Source organism: Leptospira venezuelensis, assembly GCF_002150035.1.
Classification (GTDB): Bacteria; Spirochaetota; Leptospiria; order Leptospirales; family Leptospiraceae; genus Leptospira_B; species Leptospira_B venezuelensis.
Map to the genome: position 1 here is coordinate 57,055 of NZ_NETS01000006.1, position 15,678 is coordinate 72,732.

Here is a 15,678-nt window from a genome sequence, read left to right on the forward strand (position 1 = left end):
CTTCACTTAACGATTTGGATATCCACTCGTCTATTTTTTTCCTGACTTTGTCTCTTTCCCTCTGAAGAAGAAACTACTTGAGAACCTTTCGCTTCCAAAACGAAACGAGAAGCTTCTAAACCATTTCCCAATAAATAATCCCTGACCATCTCGGCCCTGAGTTGCGAAACTTTCAGATTCACCTCTTCGGTTCCTTCAGATGAAGCATGTCCAATTAAAACTGCTTTTGCATCCAAATGTTTTTTGAGAAGAAGCGTAAGCGAATCCAAAATCCTTCTTTGGGATTGAGGAATTTTTATATCATTTTTATCAAAAAGGATTGGGGAAGATTGAATTTTAGAAGCAAGCTCCGCATCTTTTCCGGAAAAATTAGCAGATTCATGCTTCTGGGAGAAAAAGCTAAAGATACTTTCCTTTTCTGAAGAAGCAGAAGTTTCCTTCTTTTCTTCCAGTTGCTTAGATTTACCTTCTTTAACTTCTTCTGTATGACTAATAGACTTCCTTCCATTATTTCGGAATGCATAATAGATCCCTATTCCAAAACCACCAAGAATAACGAGGGAAAGGACCAGAACAGGAATTCTATTCTGTTTCCTGGTCTGTCCTGCAGAAGGAGTTGGGATATAACCTCTATAAGGTTCTGAGTGTTGAGAACTCATAAGACTAATCGCTTCATCGTGAGAAGTGTATTCCTCTTGGGGAGAAGATTTGGTATGAGAAGATTTTTCAGCAGCCCATTTACGAATTTCAGTGCGAAACCACTCATCCGCTTTTGTGGTAAATTGAAAATTCTCACGGACATATTCTATCGTTTTCTTTTCGATATCAGTATAAGTATTGTTATCCTTTACGGCGTTGAGAAGTTTCTTTGCATCCGCGATTGAAATACGACCATCTTTTTTACCTGATGTAGCCTTCTCGGCTAATTCAATTAGGCCTCGGTCATATTTTTTGCCTTTTATAGTGACGTAATAATTCTGCTTCTTAGTCATATTCTCCGTCCGCAGTAAAGGCCAGCGATCGTTTCATTCGAAAAACCCTTTCTGGGGTAAATCAAATCTTAAGTTAAATTGATAGACGATCCGTGCAACAAAAGTTTTGCGAGGCCTGTATTCATTATCGAACCATCTATGACGCTTTCTTAATTCTAAATGAAGTCTGAGGAGAATAAAATCCGCAGTTTTCAAATTTCTCGCCAATATGGGCTAATTTCTGAGAGGGAGTTCCTTCCTAAAAGTACCATTAGAAGACGATCCAGTCCGATCGAAATTCCGGAACATTCTGGGATACCTCTCTCTAAAGCCTGAAGGAACTCCTCGTGAATAGGAAATACTTCCTTGCCTAACTTTCTTCGCAGCTCTTGCTCTTTTTCAAAACGAGCTCTCTGTTCTATCGGGTCCAAAAGTTCGTAAAATGCATTAGCTAATTCTATTTTTCCGAAATATAATTCGAATCTTTTTGCTACTCCGTTTTCAATTCTAGAAAGAGCAGCCAATTCCGGAGGATAATCATATACGAATTGAAATTCCGAACTGAAGTTTGGCTCTAATACATTTAAGAATATTAGAAAGAAGCAGTCTTCATATTCCATGGAATCGAAAGGAAGATTCGTTAGAGACAAATCCGCTATTTTTCTCTCCAATGAGTCCCTATCCCAGTCTATATTAGCCCAATTGGAAAGGAGTTCCTTCACTGACTTTCTTTGAAAGGGCTTCTCCGGGAGAGGAAGGCCGAGCATATGAGCGACCCATCGAATTAATTCCTCTAAAAGGTCCATTGCTTGTTGTAAATCAGTACCTATTTGATAAAATTCCAACATGAGGAATTCAGCTGTATGGTAGGAACTCCCCTTCTCTCCTGAACGAAATGTATGTGCAATCTCGTATACCTTTTCAGCTCCTAAAGATAAAGCTTGCTTGAGAGAATATTCAGGGGAAGTGATCAGATATCCCTTTTCCGTCCCAGAAGGAGATCCTACTATAAACGGATCCAAATAAGGCTCCATCCCCGGAATTTTTTTCAAAGACGGCGTATCAATCTCGAGGAATCCTTTTTCATGAAAAAAAGTTCTCGTAGCATGCAAAAATCTGGATCGAAATGACAATACTTCTAAGTTATTCAGCTTCATCTTTGAATACGAAATTGCTCAAAACGGCAAATTAATCCTTTAGAAAGGAAATTATTGTGGAGTACATCCGAAAATACAATCACTTCGAAATAAGAAAAAAGCCAAAAGCTGTAGAGATTGAACCCCTTCTTTCTGAAGTGAATGATCAAGTACTTAATGAATTAAACTCAGTTTTAGCAATGGCCTTTTATGAAACAAATCGCCATGTAAAATTAGAAATATCAAAATTCGAGACTTTACCGTTCCCAGTAATTGAAAAATTGATCAAATATGCCTTAGATCTGCGAGAAAAGAATCGAGTATTAATTCTTTCCAAACCAAGACCTCCGATCCGAAAATACATTAAAACTTTTTCTTTAGAAGAATTAATTCTGATCCTCTGACCTTCTCCTTTTTTCCGGAACATTCCAAGCATGAAAAGACAATTTCAACCCAAGATTTCCTATGAGCAAGAGTGTTCGAGAACTTAGGGAAGTTTCTTCCAAGCTACCATTATTAAATTCAACAGAACAATAAAGTACGACATTATGTTTTTCGCAAAAACTTTGAAATTCTTTCCGATGAGGGGCTATTTTTTCCAGTAGCTCTTGGATATGATCTTCTAACGGTGAACTCGCATCTCTTTTTGAGTGAATTTGCCATAAGGAAGAAGTAATCGATTTTCCAGAAATGGCAGGAACTCCCTTATTCACTGATAAATCTGGTCGGATACCCAGGGTTCTGGTTACTTCATGAACATCCAAACCAGGTTCCGAAACTGCGATAAGAGCCCAGCTCCGAGGGAAGGAAGGATTACTATATTTCATAAACTGTTAGAAACCAGACTTTTTACATTAAGAAATAAGAATTCTCCAGAAATGCCACTAAAGATAAACAGCAAACCCTTCAAAAACGCTAAACATATAGCATTTTTCGAATTTTTGTTTTTCAATCAATACATTTAAAATCTCATTTTTTGCTATGTTACAATTTTGGTGGGAATAATATGTTGTAATGAGGTTAAATTTAACATCCAATACACCTGAGGCGCTTATGAAGAATATTCTGGTAATTGAAGATGATCCGGACATCGGGAATTTAATACGAAAGTCATTAGATTCAGCTCATTACCGGACCACTATTCAAACTTCTGGCGAAGAGGGCCTTAAATATTATAAGGCCAACCACCCTGACCTCTTGATTTTAGATCTTTCCTTACCTGATATTGACGGAATGGATGTATGTCGGACCGTCCGAAGATCTGATGAGAACACTCCCATTTTTATTGTTACTGCCAGAAATGAAGAAATAGATAGAATAATGGGGCTCGAATTAGGTGCAGATGATTATATCACAAAGCCTTTCTCTGTGAGAGAATTAAAAACCAGAGTAGATGTATTCTTCCGTCGATGGGACAAAAAAGCCGGTATTAAACCCAATATTGGAAGTGGCGGAGAAATTATCAGAGGATCTTTGAAAATTGACCCTGTTCGACGCAGGGTTACATTAAAAGACCAAGTGATAAACATCTCTAGAAAAGAATTTGATATTTTGCAACTAATGGCAACTTCACCAGGCAAAGTTTTTTCGAGAGAAATGATTCTAGAAGCTGTTTGGGGAATGGAATGGGATGGGTTTGAAAGAATGATCGACTCTCACATCAAGAGAATTCGGTCCAAGTTGGAAAAAAATTCCGCACAACCTGAATGGATAGAGACAATTTGGGGAATTGGTTATAGATTTACCGATAATTACGAAGGTATTGTAATTGTAGATTAGATCTTTAATCTTCAGATAGCTGAGAATCCGTTCTTAGAAAAATTTAAGAACGGATTTGAAAGGAGTTCCTTCCCAAAGAAAATCCCTAAATTTCCTATAGTTCATAATTTTTATAAAAAAATTCACTCTCTTTGATCAATTAAAGACCTGTTTCCGATATGGAAACATCAAAAAATACCCTTCACCGTTTCTTCTCTCAGAATATATCTTTAGAAAATGTAATTAGGAAGAAACGTAAAGTCTCTACACTTCTTATACCTCCACACCTCGAGAAATATGTTCGTAAGCAAGGAATCAACCATCTACTAAGAAATGCACTTGCAAACCAACGAAGAAGTTTTCATTCGAATAAACGTATTAATTCTAATTCTATAAATACCAAATATCAGAATATCCGAGGAAGATCAAAAGAAAGGAGATATATAAAATTCAACTTCAGACCAAGACCAGAAGATTGGACTCAACTTAGAAGTCTCGCCATCAGCCACGGAGTCTCTATGTGTTATTTATTTGTGGCACTACTAGAAGAATATAAATTGAAAGGCATTTCAAAAGCAGAAAAGATTATTTGGCAAGTAAAAGCTGCAATACATGCAAACTTTGATTCGAAGGTCTTTTTCAGAGAGCTATGGATCTTTGAATGTCAATCAGCAAATTCCAACTTTAGATTTCTCGGCAAAGATGTCTCCGCGAACCAAAAATCACTTAAAAATATAGAATAGTTGCAACCAAATCAAAGACTACTTAAAAGATTTTCAGCAGTTGTCGCAAATCGCAAATCAAAGCTGGACAATCCATTTAAACTATGAGTGTATAATTCGACTCGAACAGAATTATATGAAAAAAGCAATTCCGGATGGTGGTCCATATCATTGGCAAGATTTGCTAAAATTGTTAAGACTTTAATTCCATCCAGATATTGAGGTAATTTGTATATTCTAATAATCCTTGGAACTGAATCTAACGTAGACACTTCCCAGGTTGTTGGGAGTTCCTTCCGAATTTGATCAATTGACAGCGAAACTGGAGAATTGCTCACGAAATTCTATAATTAAAGCACTTTTTTCAAGGCTTGCTTAATCTTCTCTGCATCATCAATCGCTCCGTTTGAAAGAGATCCCGCGCGGGCCATTAAATTAACAGCACCATCCATTCTCGCTTTTAGCTCTTCGATTTTGTGTAGTTGATCGTTCAAAAAGGCAAGCTTTGATTCTATTTCCATTTCCTTTCTTTCAAGAAGAAGTTTATAATTTTCTAACTCTTGAATTTTCTTACGGGTCTTTTTCGCTTCACTATCTACATCTTTTCGATAATATTTCTCTAATTCTTTCTCTGCTTGAGCATGACGATCGGCTTCCGCCTTAAATTCTCGCTTCAAATGTTTTAGAGCTTGGCGATATGCTCTATTGTATATCCTCTGTCTTTGAGTTCTTCTTATCTTAGCAATTTTAGATAATAAGTTCATGTGCCATCCCCTTTTTTACTTTGCATCGACCGGAATGGTTTTCGCTTTGATTTTCTATCCGTTTCACGGTTAGACCTAATATATCGACTTAATTATCCCTACGGTCAAATTTAAAGTCCTTAATTTTTACGATTGAATGATTTCAAGATGTAAAATTCTTGAAATTGATCAGCTATACTAACATAAAAGTATCTGGAGGGCGTTCTTATGTCTAAAGGTGATAATCTAAGCGAAGAACTCCAAATCTTAAAGGATAAGGCCAAAAAAATTACAGGTAAGGCCCGGGAGGAATACTTGGAACACGTATCTGATTTAAAGGAAAAGTTAAAGCAAGTCACTGGTGAAACGAGTGAAAAAGCCAAGCAAATCATCGATCAAACAGGAACTTATATTAAAGAAAATCCACAGAAAGCAACTTTGATCGGATTAGGAGTTGGAGTTGGGATAGGCGTTATTGTCGGAATGCTTATCGGTCGAAGAAAATAATACGGAACATCCATTGACCGCTAAAAAAACGGATTCAGAAGAAATTCCTTACGAAAAGAACGAGAAGCAGGATGGAACTTCATTTTCGAGTTTCGAACTGAAGGAACACCTGCTTGCTTTCATCAACTCAATCGCAGAATATTTCGAAACCCTTCTCCTATACGCAAAAAAAGTTGCGGTGGAAAAGATTATATTAGGCATCCAAGCTTATATATTCTTTCGAATTGCCCTTTTCTTCATAAGCTTAAGCGTATTATTCTTTCTTGCAGCCTTTTTCCTCTGTCTACAAAGACAATTTGCAGGAGATCCGTTACCTGCGGCTATGGGAACTGGAGGGCTTTGCCTTTTTATTTCTTTGCTTGGTGTTTTCGCTCTCATTCGGAAACTTAAAGCGTGAAAGTGGAAGGAACTCCCGCCCGTGAGTAAGACCAAAAACAAAGAAAATCGTATCTTCTCCCTGAATCCACTTTCCGGAGAAGACTACACCCCCTGGAAAGATCCCTCAGATATGAGCAAGGAAGAACTCCAGCTTTATTTACAGATCAAAAAACTGCAGGTTCGACTAAGTTTTGAAAGATTACAATCTTCCATTAGCTATACTGGGATGATAATTGAGGCCTTTCAAAGCCTTGGGCTTCAGGATTGGGTCCTAAAATTACTAAACCAAGAGATCGAGGATACATCCGAGTAGACTGGAGTTCCTACCACCTACTTCACCTCTCGGATCTGGATCGTCTCTACCCGGTCCGCACCAGCAATAATATCCGACAAGATTACCACTTGATCTCCATCCTTTACTCGTCCACTTGACTTCAAAGTCTCAATAGCCAGTTTAATAGTCTTCTCAGGGTCACTGGAAAAATCGATCCGATAAGGAATCACACTCCTTGTCAGCCAGAGTTTACGTCTGACCGTGGTCATATTAGTAAAAGCATAGATAAGCGGAAACCTAGGATGGAAGGAAGCTACATTCAGAGCAGTAGTTCCTCTTCTGGTAATTACAATAATTGCAGGAGACTTGATAGAATCGGAAAGCATAGCCGCAGATTTAGCCATCTCTTCCTTCTTGTTGGAAGGAACTCTTTCCAAAACGTAACCTAACCCCGGCGCCTTCTCTACCCTTTCAGAAATCTTATGAAGCATATCCACACAGCGAACTGGAAATTTTCCAGCAGCAGTCTCTCCGGATAACATGATCGCATCTGCTTCTTCAAAAACTGCGTTGGCAACATCAGTCACTTCTGCACGAGTAGGAGAAGGATTATTGATCATGGATTCTAAGAGGTGTGTTGCAACAATCACCCTTTTGCCTTTGATCGCACATTCTCGAATAATAGCACGTTGGATCAGAGGAAGCTCCTCGATCGGAAGCTCCACGCCCAGATCCCCCCGAGCAACCATCACACCATCAGCAGCTTCCACGATCTCTACCATGTTTTTCACTGCTTCTTGGTCTTCTATCTTAGCGATGATATCCGTATGACCATTATTTTCTTCTATGATCTTACGAAGCTGATGAATATCTTCAGCGGAACGAACGAATGATAGTGCGATAAAATCCACATCTTCTTCCAAACCAAAAAGAATATCCTTTTGGTCTTTCTGAGTAATAGAAGGTAAGTTTACGCGGATCCCTGGAAGATTGATATGTTTACGAGAACCTAATTTACCACCATCAACTACTTTACATTTTAAAGCAGTTTCTTGGATCTCTTCTACCACAAGGTTGATGAGGCCATTATCTACAGTGACCCTATCCCCTATCTTAAGATCTTTTACGATATCACGATAATTAACGAAAACAGATTGTTCCTCGGATTCTTCCCCAGGAATAATGTGGAATGTAAAAGATTCTCCCACTTTCAGATCCAAATGATCCACTTGCAGATCTCCAGTGCGGATCTCTGGACCTTGGGTATCCAATAAAATTGCAATTGGATGTTTTAATACATCCTTGTTCAAAGACTTAATAGCCCGGATCACTGATCTATGAAAGTCGTGATTCCCATGGGACATGTTCAATCTTGCGATATTCATCCCAGCTTCTGCAAGGGACTGGATCATTTTTTTGTCGGCGGTTGCGGGCCCGATCGTGCAGATAATTTTAGTTTTTCTGAAATTAACTAATTCATTCTTCATGTATATTCGGTTTTATTAAAATTGCTCTAATGATCCGAGCTCAGATTTTGGGAAGGGTTCTGTTTAGAAAATCTTCGAAAGAAATATAAAAATCGAACTTTTCCTGTTCAGGCATGCCCGCATTTTTCTGCTCGTCTACGATCCTCTTTGCCTTATCCAGCAATGCTTTTCCGTTCTTTTTCATGAACCTTCTGCTAATAAGGATCGGAAAAGAATACTGCTCTTCCTGATTTCTAACCATAAAGGAATGGATTTCCTTTTTTGCATTCTTTTTCAGGAAGTTGATGAGAGTATTTTCGTCCATATCTCCGCCTAAAGCCTGCAAAAGATATTCTCTATCCGGAAGTTCATCCTGACTCCATGCGTGATCTATAACATCTAGAATCGCAGAAAGATTTCTTTTTATTTCTGCCTCTTGCTCCGAGCTGAGTCCGGAACTTCTTGCAGGAGCACCCGACTCTGAATTGGCGACTACCGCTGCCGCTCTCGCCTTTGCAGTAGCCTCTGCGGTTTCTCTGTCTTTTACCCTTCTTTCTGCGAGTTTTACTTTTTCTTCCTGGGCTGCTTTCGTTCGAGCCTCTAACACTTTTTTATTCTGCTCTGAAGCAAGCCTTGCTCTGATCTCTTCCGCTTCGAATCTATGAACGACATTGTTCCCGAAAAGAGATCTGAAAAATCTGGTGATAAATGGAAGATATTTAAATAGAGAAGAATATTCCAATTTCTCAAATTGAGAACTCGCCTCTCGAGACTCCATCATGTCTCGGATATTCATTTTAGCTAAAACACGGATTTCACTGTCATTCCCCGTGGCGGCAAAAACCCTTTTTGCAGTCTCGACCGCACCATTAATACAGTCTTTATGAAGTGCAAAAACATAAAGACCCTTCTTATCTGCAAAATCAGCGCTCAGGATCATATCATGATTGACGATTAAATTTCTAACTTCTTCTTCAATTGGCTCCCCACGAAAACGAAGATAATTCAGATCCACCAATCGATTTGCTGATTTAATGTAGTCGAGTAATTCGGAAAGTTTCGCTTTCTTCTCTTCTTTTTCTTTTTTCTCCTTCTCCTCTTCTTCGAAATGGATCAGAGAGAGAAGTTCCTCAACTGCGGTCTTTTGATCGCCATAAGCTGGACTTAAAAAAGGAAGCACTTGCCCTGCAATTGAGCGAGTGTTCTGAAGATCTTGCTCCGAAAAATTGCCAAGCACCCCAATCCTTTGGAGTTCCGGAATAATTCTTTCAGTCAGATATTTTTTATAAATATCTAATCTTGCGATGATCTCGTCTTGGACATTATAATAAAAAACCGAACGATTCCCCGGACTTAAAGCATTTTCGTTTCTATAAAAGTATAGAATGCGCGAATCCACTAGTTTTTTGAGAACTGGCTTTAAATGGATATTAATCGTGGTTTGCTTCAAAACAGGAGTAACATCAAAATTATCCTGAAACAAATTCCCAATCTCGGAAGAGGCATAGGTCTCGCTTAATTTATTATTATCGATACAATCATAGATCCATTTCTGGAAACCCTCCTTTCCAGGGAACTGCCTCTTCTCCTTTACCCATCTTTGAATAGAACTGTAAGAAGTCTGATTTACTCCGTCCACATATCTGTGGCTAGAGCCTGCATCCGTTTGAGAAGGTCTGGCAAATACTGTGATCAATCTTAGAAAAGAAGCTATCCTTCCGTCAGATGAATCTCCGGTAGGATTATAATCTACCATACAGATCTTTTTTACTATAGGAGGATTATGGCGAGCACTCATCTCTTTTAGATAAGCGCTTACCCTTTCCTTGTCCAAGGTTAACTCCCTGGAAAGCTGTTCTATGCTAGGAAGAATTTTATTCGCAACGAACTTTTCAGTCCAATCGCCAATGATGAGTACAAGTTTATGAATTCCCTTATACTGGAAATCCCCTCTCGCCTCTAAAGCTTGGGTTAACTGTAAGGCCGAGTTATAATCCGCTACCTTGAGTTCCGGAGATTGGGGATCCAGCATGAGTCATCCTCTTCGACTAGAGTAGGTTTTTCCGATACATCAATTCCGCGTTTAAAATCGCGGCACCGGCAGCCCCACGGACCGTATTATGACTTAGGACAACATATTTCCAATCTAAAATCGGATCCGGTCTGAGTCTTCCTACTACGGTGGTCATTCCTCTACCTGTTTCCAGATCTAGGCGAGGCTGAGGCCTGTCTTCTTCTTGACGATAAAGAATCGGAAAATCCGGAGCGAGAGGCAACTTTAATTCTTGAGGCTCGCCTTTAAAAGAAGACCAGGCTTCTAAAATTTCGGATTCACTAGGCTTCTTCTTGAATTTGACGGAAACACAAACTGTATGCCCATCAAAAACAGGAACTCGATTGCAATGAGCGGAAATTTTAAAATCCGCATTCACAATTTTTCCACCTTCAGTCCTTCCAAGGCATTTCAGAGGTTCTATCTCTGCCTTATCTTCTTCTCCGCCGATAAAAGGTACTACGTTCCCCAGAATGTCCATGGTAGGAACTCCTGGATAACCTGCCCCAGAGATTGCCTGCATAGAGAATAACATAACGGACTCTATACCGAACTTTTCGTAGAGAGGTTTAAGAGAGATGGTTACTCCCATGATCGTACAATTTGAGTTAGTCACGATCTTACCTGGAGTTTTTTGGCCTGAGAGCACATCCAAATGGTTTGCATTCACTTCCGCAGAGAGAAGAGGAACATTCTCCACCATTCTATGATTTTTAGAATTCGAAATAATATGGATACCAGATTCAGCAAAAGAAGTTTCCACCTCTCCTGCAACGGAAGCATCCAAACCGGAAAACGCAAGCTTCACGCCTGGCGTGACCTTAGGATCCGGTAATGTGATAATTATGTCACGAGCGTATTTAGGAATATCGCCGGAAATTTTCCAACGCTTCTTCATAACATCCGCATATGTTTTGCCTGCGCTATTTTCAGATGCACATAAATGTGTTACCTGAAAATAAGGATGGTTTTCCAAAAGTTGGATGAACCTTTGCCCGACAGAGCCAGTGGCTCCCAAAACAGCTACGTTAATTTTGCTCATAGAACTTATTTACCGCTCTCAGACTGAAAGTCTGCATTTCATTGTTTTTCTCTATTTTTTTCTAAGACCATGGACTGTCATTCGACAAATTTAGATATGAGCGAAGCATACTTAGAATTCATCTTATGAGTACCTTCAAACGTAAGATGGTGGAAATCCCAAAAATCGGTCGAAGGCAGTTCCCTGCTTAGATCCACAAAATTATCCCCACCGCCGCTAATCTCTTTCAGATAAGACAGATGCTCTTTGTACCATTCCGAATCTCCATACCAAGAAAGACTGATTGGATTTTCCGGATTGTTTATTAAGAGAAATGGCAAATCCTTCTCTTTAAAAAAAGAAAGTAACTTCTTCATATAACGAAAATGAAGAATAGGTCGGAACTTTTCTTTTGCGATCTTCTTCTTAGAGTCCGCCAACACCTGAATGTACTGTAATCCGGGTCTTTTTTTTAGATCTGTAAGTAGTCGAAAGTAAAAATATTCTTCGTATTCCTTATCGGACATCCCTAGAAAGCGTAGGTCTTCGGTCCTTTCCTCACGCACCGGCCTTTTGTCCAAAAGAGAAAGATCATCTTCTTTTCCGAAAATCTGCTGGAGCCGTATTCCGAGAACATCCCGAGCCCAATCTTTATGCTCGGGTCCCGCAAAATAAGGGATCCAAGTATTAGAAACTTCTGCGCGGATCCAGTTCTCCTTCTCTGCTTGTTCCAAAAATTTAGGATCTAAAATAATTTTTTTCCAACCGGGGCTCGTAAACTCTATAGTTTGTTTAATTGAATGAGAAGAATTTTCAAAGTTAAGGATCAGTTTTCCATCCGTAAGAACTTCTTCCACTACCTGGATATAAAAACCTTTTCGAGCCATATAAGGTTTAGGCTGAAACGAAAATACTTTTCCAGTCCATCCTCTAAATGTCACCTTCTCAGGAATGTCCACACCGTTATACTCTCTGAAGCTAGTGTTCCTACCAAATCGATGTTCATAAAGAGAAGAAGAAATTTTCCAATAAATTTCCTTATAACGATAAGAGGCAAAGATAGAAGCAGCTAAATATTCTGCACTTTTCTCCAATCCGATCAAATCCCAAAACTCTAAGAGGCTTTCCCATGGAAAAATGATCTTAGATTGAGGAGCGTCCCTAAAATCCAGAGCATCTAGGATCAGTTTGGATTCTTCTGCAGTTTCGTTCTTACCGTTCTTAGGATCCAAAACATAGGTCCTATACAATCTCCAATCTACGAAGTTCACAGGATATACAACAAGATCCGGAGACAAACTTAAGAATTGGTCCTTCATCAAATACGCATCCATAGGAGGCATACCCGCATAAGACAAAAAGATCACATCCAAATCTTTCCCAGTGATCTTACGAAGCTTTTCTTCTAAGTCTTTAGGATTAATAGAATAACCCGTAACGCTGGAACCAATAACTAAAACGCGGAATTTCTGCTTCGAAACTTTTTCGAAAGTTTTAAACTCATGTAAAAAATTATAAAAATAATCCGCTCCCCAGGAAGATTCGTTAGGCAAGAGCCAAAACGAATATCGGAACAAGAAGAAGTCCAAAAAAAATACTGAGATAACAACTGAAAATAAAATCGTTAACTTGGAACGGGACACAGCTCCATAAACTGAAAGTAATTGTCTCTTTGTCCAGAAATTGTTTCGTTTTCTACTTTACCTAGGATGAGGCATTAGCCAGGATTCCTAAGTGGTTTGGCTCTGGACTTCTATAATTATTTTCCTGGCCTCACTTATATTCTCCCTATTTACTGCTCCTAAAGAAATTTTCTGGAACGTGGAAGCTCTGTATCTTCCTTCCGTGCTAATCGACGTGCTGCGGGATGGGGGTTCACTAAGGACTTGGTCATTCGCTCCCACACCTTATTTTTTTCCGGACCTGCCGATCATTTTTATATTCGGATATCTCACGGAGAATGTTTTCAAGACCTTAACGCTCTACGCGATCTTTCAAAACTCTCTACTCGCATATCTTCTAGGAAAATTTATCCGCGCAATGGAGCCAAAAATGCCCAGGCCCCAAAGTTACGTATTCGGACTACTCACACTTTCTTTCCTATTTCTAATTTCTGAAAAATTTCCATTATTGTACTTTTTATATTTTCCTTCCGTGCACATCAGTGCCTTCCTCACAAGTCTTTGGATCTGGCCTTATTTAAAAAGAGAGAAGGTCCCGAAATATTCAATCTTCCCACTGCTTTCCTTACTCACAGTTTCGGATAGGATCTTAATTCTAGAATTATATCTGCCCACTTTGCTTGCTTGGGCGAGAAGATACGGTCGTTGGGGAATTTCTTTCCCTCTAATCTCCATCCGATTTTTTGCCACAGGCTTAATCGGGCTCGGACTTCATTCATTCATAAAAATATTTTTGGCGATCAACTCACCCAATAAACTTTCCACACTCGAATCGATCTCTCATTGGTGGACAGATTTTCTCACTGCAATATTAACCCTAAATCTTTCAGGGATCTTTCTCGCATTGGCGATCTTGGGCGGAATTTTATGCCTAAGAAAAGGAAAAGAATCCGGGCATAGTTACGGATTTTTAGGATATTTTCAACTTAGTCTTTGTATATTACCGCCCTTACTCGGGCTGTACTCGGGCCAAAATTCACTAAAATACAGCCTACCTGCAATCGTGATGGTTCCTGTATTATTTGGGATTTTACCATCTGTCAAAAATCAAAAATATCTAAGTCATTCTAGAAATTTCGCATTTTTAGGGCTCATACTTGGACTTGGGATATTTGCGACATTTGGAGAAGGAGGGGCACAGTTCAGAGATCCGAGAGAATCCATAAGGCCACCCGAAACCATCTGCGTAGACGAATGGAAAGAAAGAGATTCATTCGTATTCGTACTGTCAGAACCACGCAAAGCCAGACGAATACTCACATATTCCGAAAAAAGAATCCTGGCTTACCCGATAGATTTCAGCACATTAGAGGGATCATATTCAGTTTCCAATAAAGAATGGTTCCTATTCCCGCCAGAAGGCCCGATCGCAATATTGCCGGAAGGACTAGGAGAATCCAGAATCAAATCGTTCTATGGAGAACCATCCAGAGTTTTAGAATGCGGATCAGGAAATGGAAAAATTTGGGTCTACGACGAAACTGAAAAGATAAGAGACTATCTGCAAAGACCGGTTCAAAAAACAAAATAAATAAACGGTTGAGACTCGGAAGAGAGCACCGCACCTAATAAAAGCCCAATACCTACCAAAACTCCGAAGACTACAGGATGTAAGCCTTCATAAAATTTACGAAAAAACCCATCTTTTTCATCACGATTTCCAATCCAGGTTGCTACAAAAAATAGAAAGAATGCGATAAAGAGGATACGCAAAGAAGAAAGCGCGGGATCCGCGCCGTTCGAAAACATAAAAAGTTTTTCGAAAACAATCCCTGTAGTCTTCCAATTCGGAGATCTAAAAAATACCCAACAAAGAACCACGCATAAGATCACAAAGATCCTATAAGAAAACCTTCCTAAAATACCGGATTTTCTTTCCGAGGAGAAGAAACCAGGCCAGAATTTTTTCCCCATTCTCTCCAATCCTAAGAAAATACCGTGAAATCCGCCCCAGACTACGAAATTCCAACTGGCCCCATGCCATAAACCACCCAGAAGCATGGTTAAAAATAAATTCACGTAAGTCCTTAGTTCTGATTTACGATTACCGCCCAAAGGAATGTATAAATAGTTCCTAAGCCAGGAAGAAAGAGAGATATGCCATCTTCTCCAAAAATCGGAAAACCCGGAAGCGAGGTAAGGCATCCTAAAGTTCTCAGTCAGTTTGAAACCTAAAAGAAGAGCACACCCCAAAGCAATATCAGTATAACCGCTAAAATCGCAATAGATCTGAATAGAATATGCAAAAACTGCTGCCCAGGCATAGGCACTCGAAAACTCTAATGGAGAGCGATAAAAAGAATCCGGCAAAATCGAAAGTTGATCCGCAATCACTGCCTTCTTCCATATACCAGTCAGAACAAAAACAAGGCCCTCCCTAAGAGGGAGTTCCTTCCATACAACCCATGTCTTAAGTTGGGGTAAAAAAGTCTTTGCTGGCACGATGGGCCCAGCAACCAGCTGTGGAAAAAAAGAGAGGAAGAGTGCATAGTTCCAAAAATTTTTCTCCGGCAAAATTTCCTTTCGGAACACATCGATTGTATAACTAAGCGACTGAAAAGTGTAAAAAGAGATACCAACAGGGAGCACAATGCGCCATACAGGAAGACTTAAATTTAGCCCAAATGCCGCAAATACGGCATTTCCAGACTGCATAAAGAAAATGAAATATTTGAAAAAAGCCAAAACTCCCAGATTCAAAACAAGAGAGATAGAAAGTAAGATCGCCCGAGATCTACCTTCCTTTTTGTCCATGATTCTACCAATCCAATAATCCAGGATAGTAGTGCCAAAAAGAAGAATCCCAAATTTCGGATTCCAAGACATATAGAAGAAATAGCTTCCAATCAGCAGAAAAGGCCTTGGAATCCATTCAGGAAGGAATTTCAGTCTAGGAAGAACCCATCTCAGCCCAAATATAATCAAAAAAAAGAGAAGAAATAAAGGAGTAGTAAAATTCATTTACCT

General features: G+C 39.4%; 17 protein-coding genes. 7 read left to right on the forward strand and 10 right to left on the reverse strand.

Going from position 1 to position 15,678, the window contains the following annotated elements; genetic code table 11:
* Positions 1-2 precede the first annotated feature (2 nt).
* Both B1C82_RS00655 and epmA read right to left on the reverse strand, forming a co-directional pair.
* The gene (locus tag B1C82_RS00655) at positions 3-992 is read right to left on the reverse strand and encodes an OmpA family protein (protein ID WP_086445690.1); all 990 of its coding nucleotides are present in this window, start codon (positions 990-992) and stop codon (positions 3-5) included.
* Positions 993-1,183: 191 nt separating this feature from the next.
* Positions 1,184-2,128, reverse strand: coding sequence for an EF-P lysine aminoacylase EpmA (gene epmA, locus B1C82_RS00660; RefSeq protein ID WP_086445691.1), 945 nt, complete (start codon positions 2,126-2,128; stop codon positions 1,184-1,186).
* Between the two features lie 56 nt (positions 2,129-2,184).
* Between epmA and B1C82_RS00665 the strand changes: the two genes are divergently transcribed.
* Complete coding sequence (locus B1C82_RS00665) at positions 2,185-2,511, forward strand: STAS domain protein (RefSeq protein WP_199775836.1); 327 nt, start codon at positions 2,185-2,187, stop codon at positions 2,509-2,511.
* On the opposite strand, the gene B1C82_RS00670 is transcribed toward B1C82_RS00665, so the two are convergent.
* The gene (locus B1C82_RS00670; protein ID WP_086445693.1) at positions 2,494-2,934 is read right to left on the reverse strand and encodes a DUF4279 domain-containing protein; all 441 of its coding nucleotides are present in this window, start codon (positions 2,932-2,934) and stop codon (positions 2,494-2,496) included. The two genes, B1C82_RS00665 and B1C82_RS00670, sit on opposite strands and share 18 nt — an antisense overlap.
* Before the next feature lie 226 nt (positions 2,935-3,160).
* Between B1C82_RS00670 and B1C82_RS00680 the strand changes: the two genes are divergently transcribed.
* Positions 3,161-3,886 (forward strand): response regulator transcription factor, encoded by a 726-nt coding sequence (locus B1C82_RS00680; RefSeq protein WP_086445695.1) that lies wholly within the window; start codon positions 3,161-3,163, stop codon positions 3,884-3,886.
* A 158-nt stretch (positions 3,887-4,044) separates the two neighbouring features.
* Positions 4,045-4,608 carry a DUF1564 family protein gene (locus B1C82_RS00685; protein WP_086445696.1) on the forward strand — a complete coding sequence of 188 codons (564 nt, stop codon included), beginning with the start codon at positions 4,045-4,047 and terminating at the stop codon, positions 4,606-4,608.
* An 11-nt stretch (positions 4,609-4,619) separates the two neighbouring features.
* On the opposite strand, the gene B1C82_RS00690 is transcribed toward B1C82_RS00685, so the two are convergent.
* Together B1C82_RS00690 and B1C82_RS00695 are read right to left on the reverse strand one after the other, a co-directional pair.
* Entirely contained in the window at positions 4,620-4,925 is a 306-nt protein-coding gene (locus B1C82_RS00690; protein WP_086445697.1) for a 4a-hydroxytetrahydrobiopterin dehydratase, read from the reverse strand.
* A gap of 12 nt (positions 4,926-4,937) precedes the next feature.
* On the reverse strand, positions 4,938-5,351 hold the full coding sequence (locus B1C82_RS00695; protein WP_086445698.1) for a TraB/GumN family protein: 414 nt from the start codon (positions 5,349-5,351) through the stop codon (positions 4,938-4,940).
* Between the two features lie 207 nt (positions 5,352-5,558).
* On the opposite strand from B1C82_RS00695, the gene B1C82_RS00700 reads away from it, so the two are divergent.
* Genes B1C82_RS00700 through B1C82_RS00710 form a run of 3 tightly spaced genes read left to right on the forward strand, consistent with a single transcriptional unit; the run spans position 5,559 to position 6,528 of the window.
* Positions 5,559-5,837 (forward strand): DUF883 family protein, encoded by a 279-nt coding sequence (locus tag B1C82_RS00700; RefSeq protein ID WP_086445699.1) that lies wholly within the window; start codon positions 5,559-5,561, stop codon positions 5,835-5,837.
* A 13-nt stretch (positions 5,838-5,850) separates the two neighbouring features.
* Positions 5,851-6,234: an LBF_4227 family protein gene (locus B1C82_RS00705; RefSeq protein WP_086445700.1), complete on the forward strand. Its 384-nt coding sequence runs from the start codon at positions 5,851-5,853 to the stop codon at positions 6,232-6,234.
* A 21-nt stretch (positions 6,235-6,255) separates the two neighbouring features.
* Positions 6,256-6,528 (forward strand): hypothetical protein, encoded by a 273-nt coding sequence (locus B1C82_RS00710; protein ID WP_086445701.1) that lies wholly within the window; start codon positions 6,256-6,258, stop codon positions 6,526-6,528.
* A gap of 17 nt (positions 6,529-6,545) precedes the next feature.
* Here the strand turns inward: B1C82_RS00710 and pyk are convergent, their stop codons facing one another.
* The 4 genes from pyk to B1C82_RS00730 form a co-directional block, all read right to left on the reverse strand.
* A complete protein-coding gene (gene pyk, locus B1C82_RS00715; protein WP_086445702.1) occupies positions 6,546-7,976 on the reverse strand; it encodes a pyruvate kinase in 1,431 nt (476 codons plus the stop codon).
* A 40-nt stretch (positions 7,977-8,016) separates the two neighbouring features.
* Positions 8,017-9,987, reverse strand: coding sequence for a hypothetical protein (locus B1C82_RS00720; protein WP_086445703.1), 1,971 nt, complete (start codon positions 9,985-9,987; stop codon positions 8,017-8,019).
* A 16-nt stretch (positions 9,988-10,003) separates the two neighbouring features.
* Positions 10,004-11,050 (reverse strand): aspartate-semialdehyde dehydrogenase, encoded by a 1,047-nt coding sequence (asd, locus tag B1C82_RS00725; protein WP_086445704.1) that lies wholly within the window; start codon positions 11,048-11,050, stop codon positions 10,004-10,006.
* Positions 11,051-11,127: 77 nt separating this feature from the next.
* The gene (locus B1C82_RS00730; RefSeq protein ID WP_086445705.1) at positions 11,128-12,672 is read right to left on the reverse strand and encodes a hypothetical protein; all 1,545 of its coding nucleotides are present in this window, start codon (positions 12,670-12,672) and stop codon (positions 11,128-11,130) included.
* A gap of 91 nt (positions 12,673-12,763) precedes the next feature.
* On the opposite strand from B1C82_RS00730, the gene B1C82_RS00735 reads away from it, so the two are divergent.
* Positions 12,764-14,242, forward strand: a complete 1,479-nt coding sequence (locus B1C82_RS00735; protein ID WP_199775835.1) for a hypothetical protein — start codon at positions 12,764-12,766, stop codon at positions 14,240-14,242.
* Here B1C82_RS00735 and B1C82_RS00740 read toward each other — a convergent pair.
* Positions 14,227-15,672, reverse strand: a complete 1,446-nt coding sequence (locus B1C82_RS00740; protein WP_086445706.1) for an MBOAT family O-acyltransferase — start codon at positions 15,670-15,672, stop codon at positions 14,227-14,229. The two genes, B1C82_RS00735 and B1C82_RS00740, sit on opposite strands and share 16 nt — an antisense overlap.
* Positions 15,673-15,678: the final 6 nt, after the last annotated feature.

Excerpts from the sequence above, each read along its gene's own strand:
- B1C82_RS00700 (WP_086445699.1), top strand. The coding sequence starts at position 5,559 with ATGTCTAAAGGTGATAATCTAAGCGAAGAACTCCAAATCTTAAAGGAT.
- epmA (WP_086445691.1), bottom strand. The coding sequence starts at position 2,128 with ATGAAGCTGAATAACTTAGAAGTATTGTCATTTCGATCCAGATTTTTG.
- asd (WP_086445704.1), bottom strand. The coding sequence starts at position 11,050 with ATGAGCAAAATTAACGTAGCTGTTTTGGGAGCCACTGGCTCTGTCGGG.
- B1C82_RS00720 (WP_086445703.1), bottom strand. The coding sequence starts at position 9,987 with ATGCTGGATCCCCAATCTCCGGAACTCAAGGTAGCGGATTATAACTCG.
- B1C82_RS00680 (WP_086445695.1), top strand. The coding sequence starts at position 3,161 with ATGAAGAATATTCTGGTAATTGAAGATGATCCGGACATCGGGAATTTA.
- B1C82_RS00740 (WP_086445706.1), bottom strand. The coding sequence starts at position 15,672 with ATGAATTTTACTACTCCTTTATTTCTTCTCTTTTTTTTGATTATATTT.
- B1C82_RS00695 (WP_086445698.1), bottom strand. The coding sequence starts at position 5,351 with ATGAACTTATTATCTAAAATTGCTAAGATAAGAAGAACTCAAAGACAG.
- B1C82_RS00655 (WP_086445690.1), bottom strand. The coding sequence starts at position 992 with ATGACTAAGAAGCAGAATTATTACGTCACTATAAAAGGCAAAAAATAT.
- pyk (WP_086445702.1), bottom strand. The coding sequence starts at position 7,976 with ATGAAGAATGAATTAGTTAATTTCAGAAAAACTAAAATTATCTGCACG.
- B1C82_RS00685 (WP_086445696.1), top strand. The coding sequence starts at position 4,045 with ATGGAAACATCAAAAAATACCCTTCACCGTTTCTTCTCTCAGAATATA.
- B1C82_RS00670 (WP_086445693.1), bottom strand. The coding sequence starts at position 2,934 with ATGAAATATAGTAATCCTTCCTTCCCTCGGAGCTGGGCTCTTATCGCA.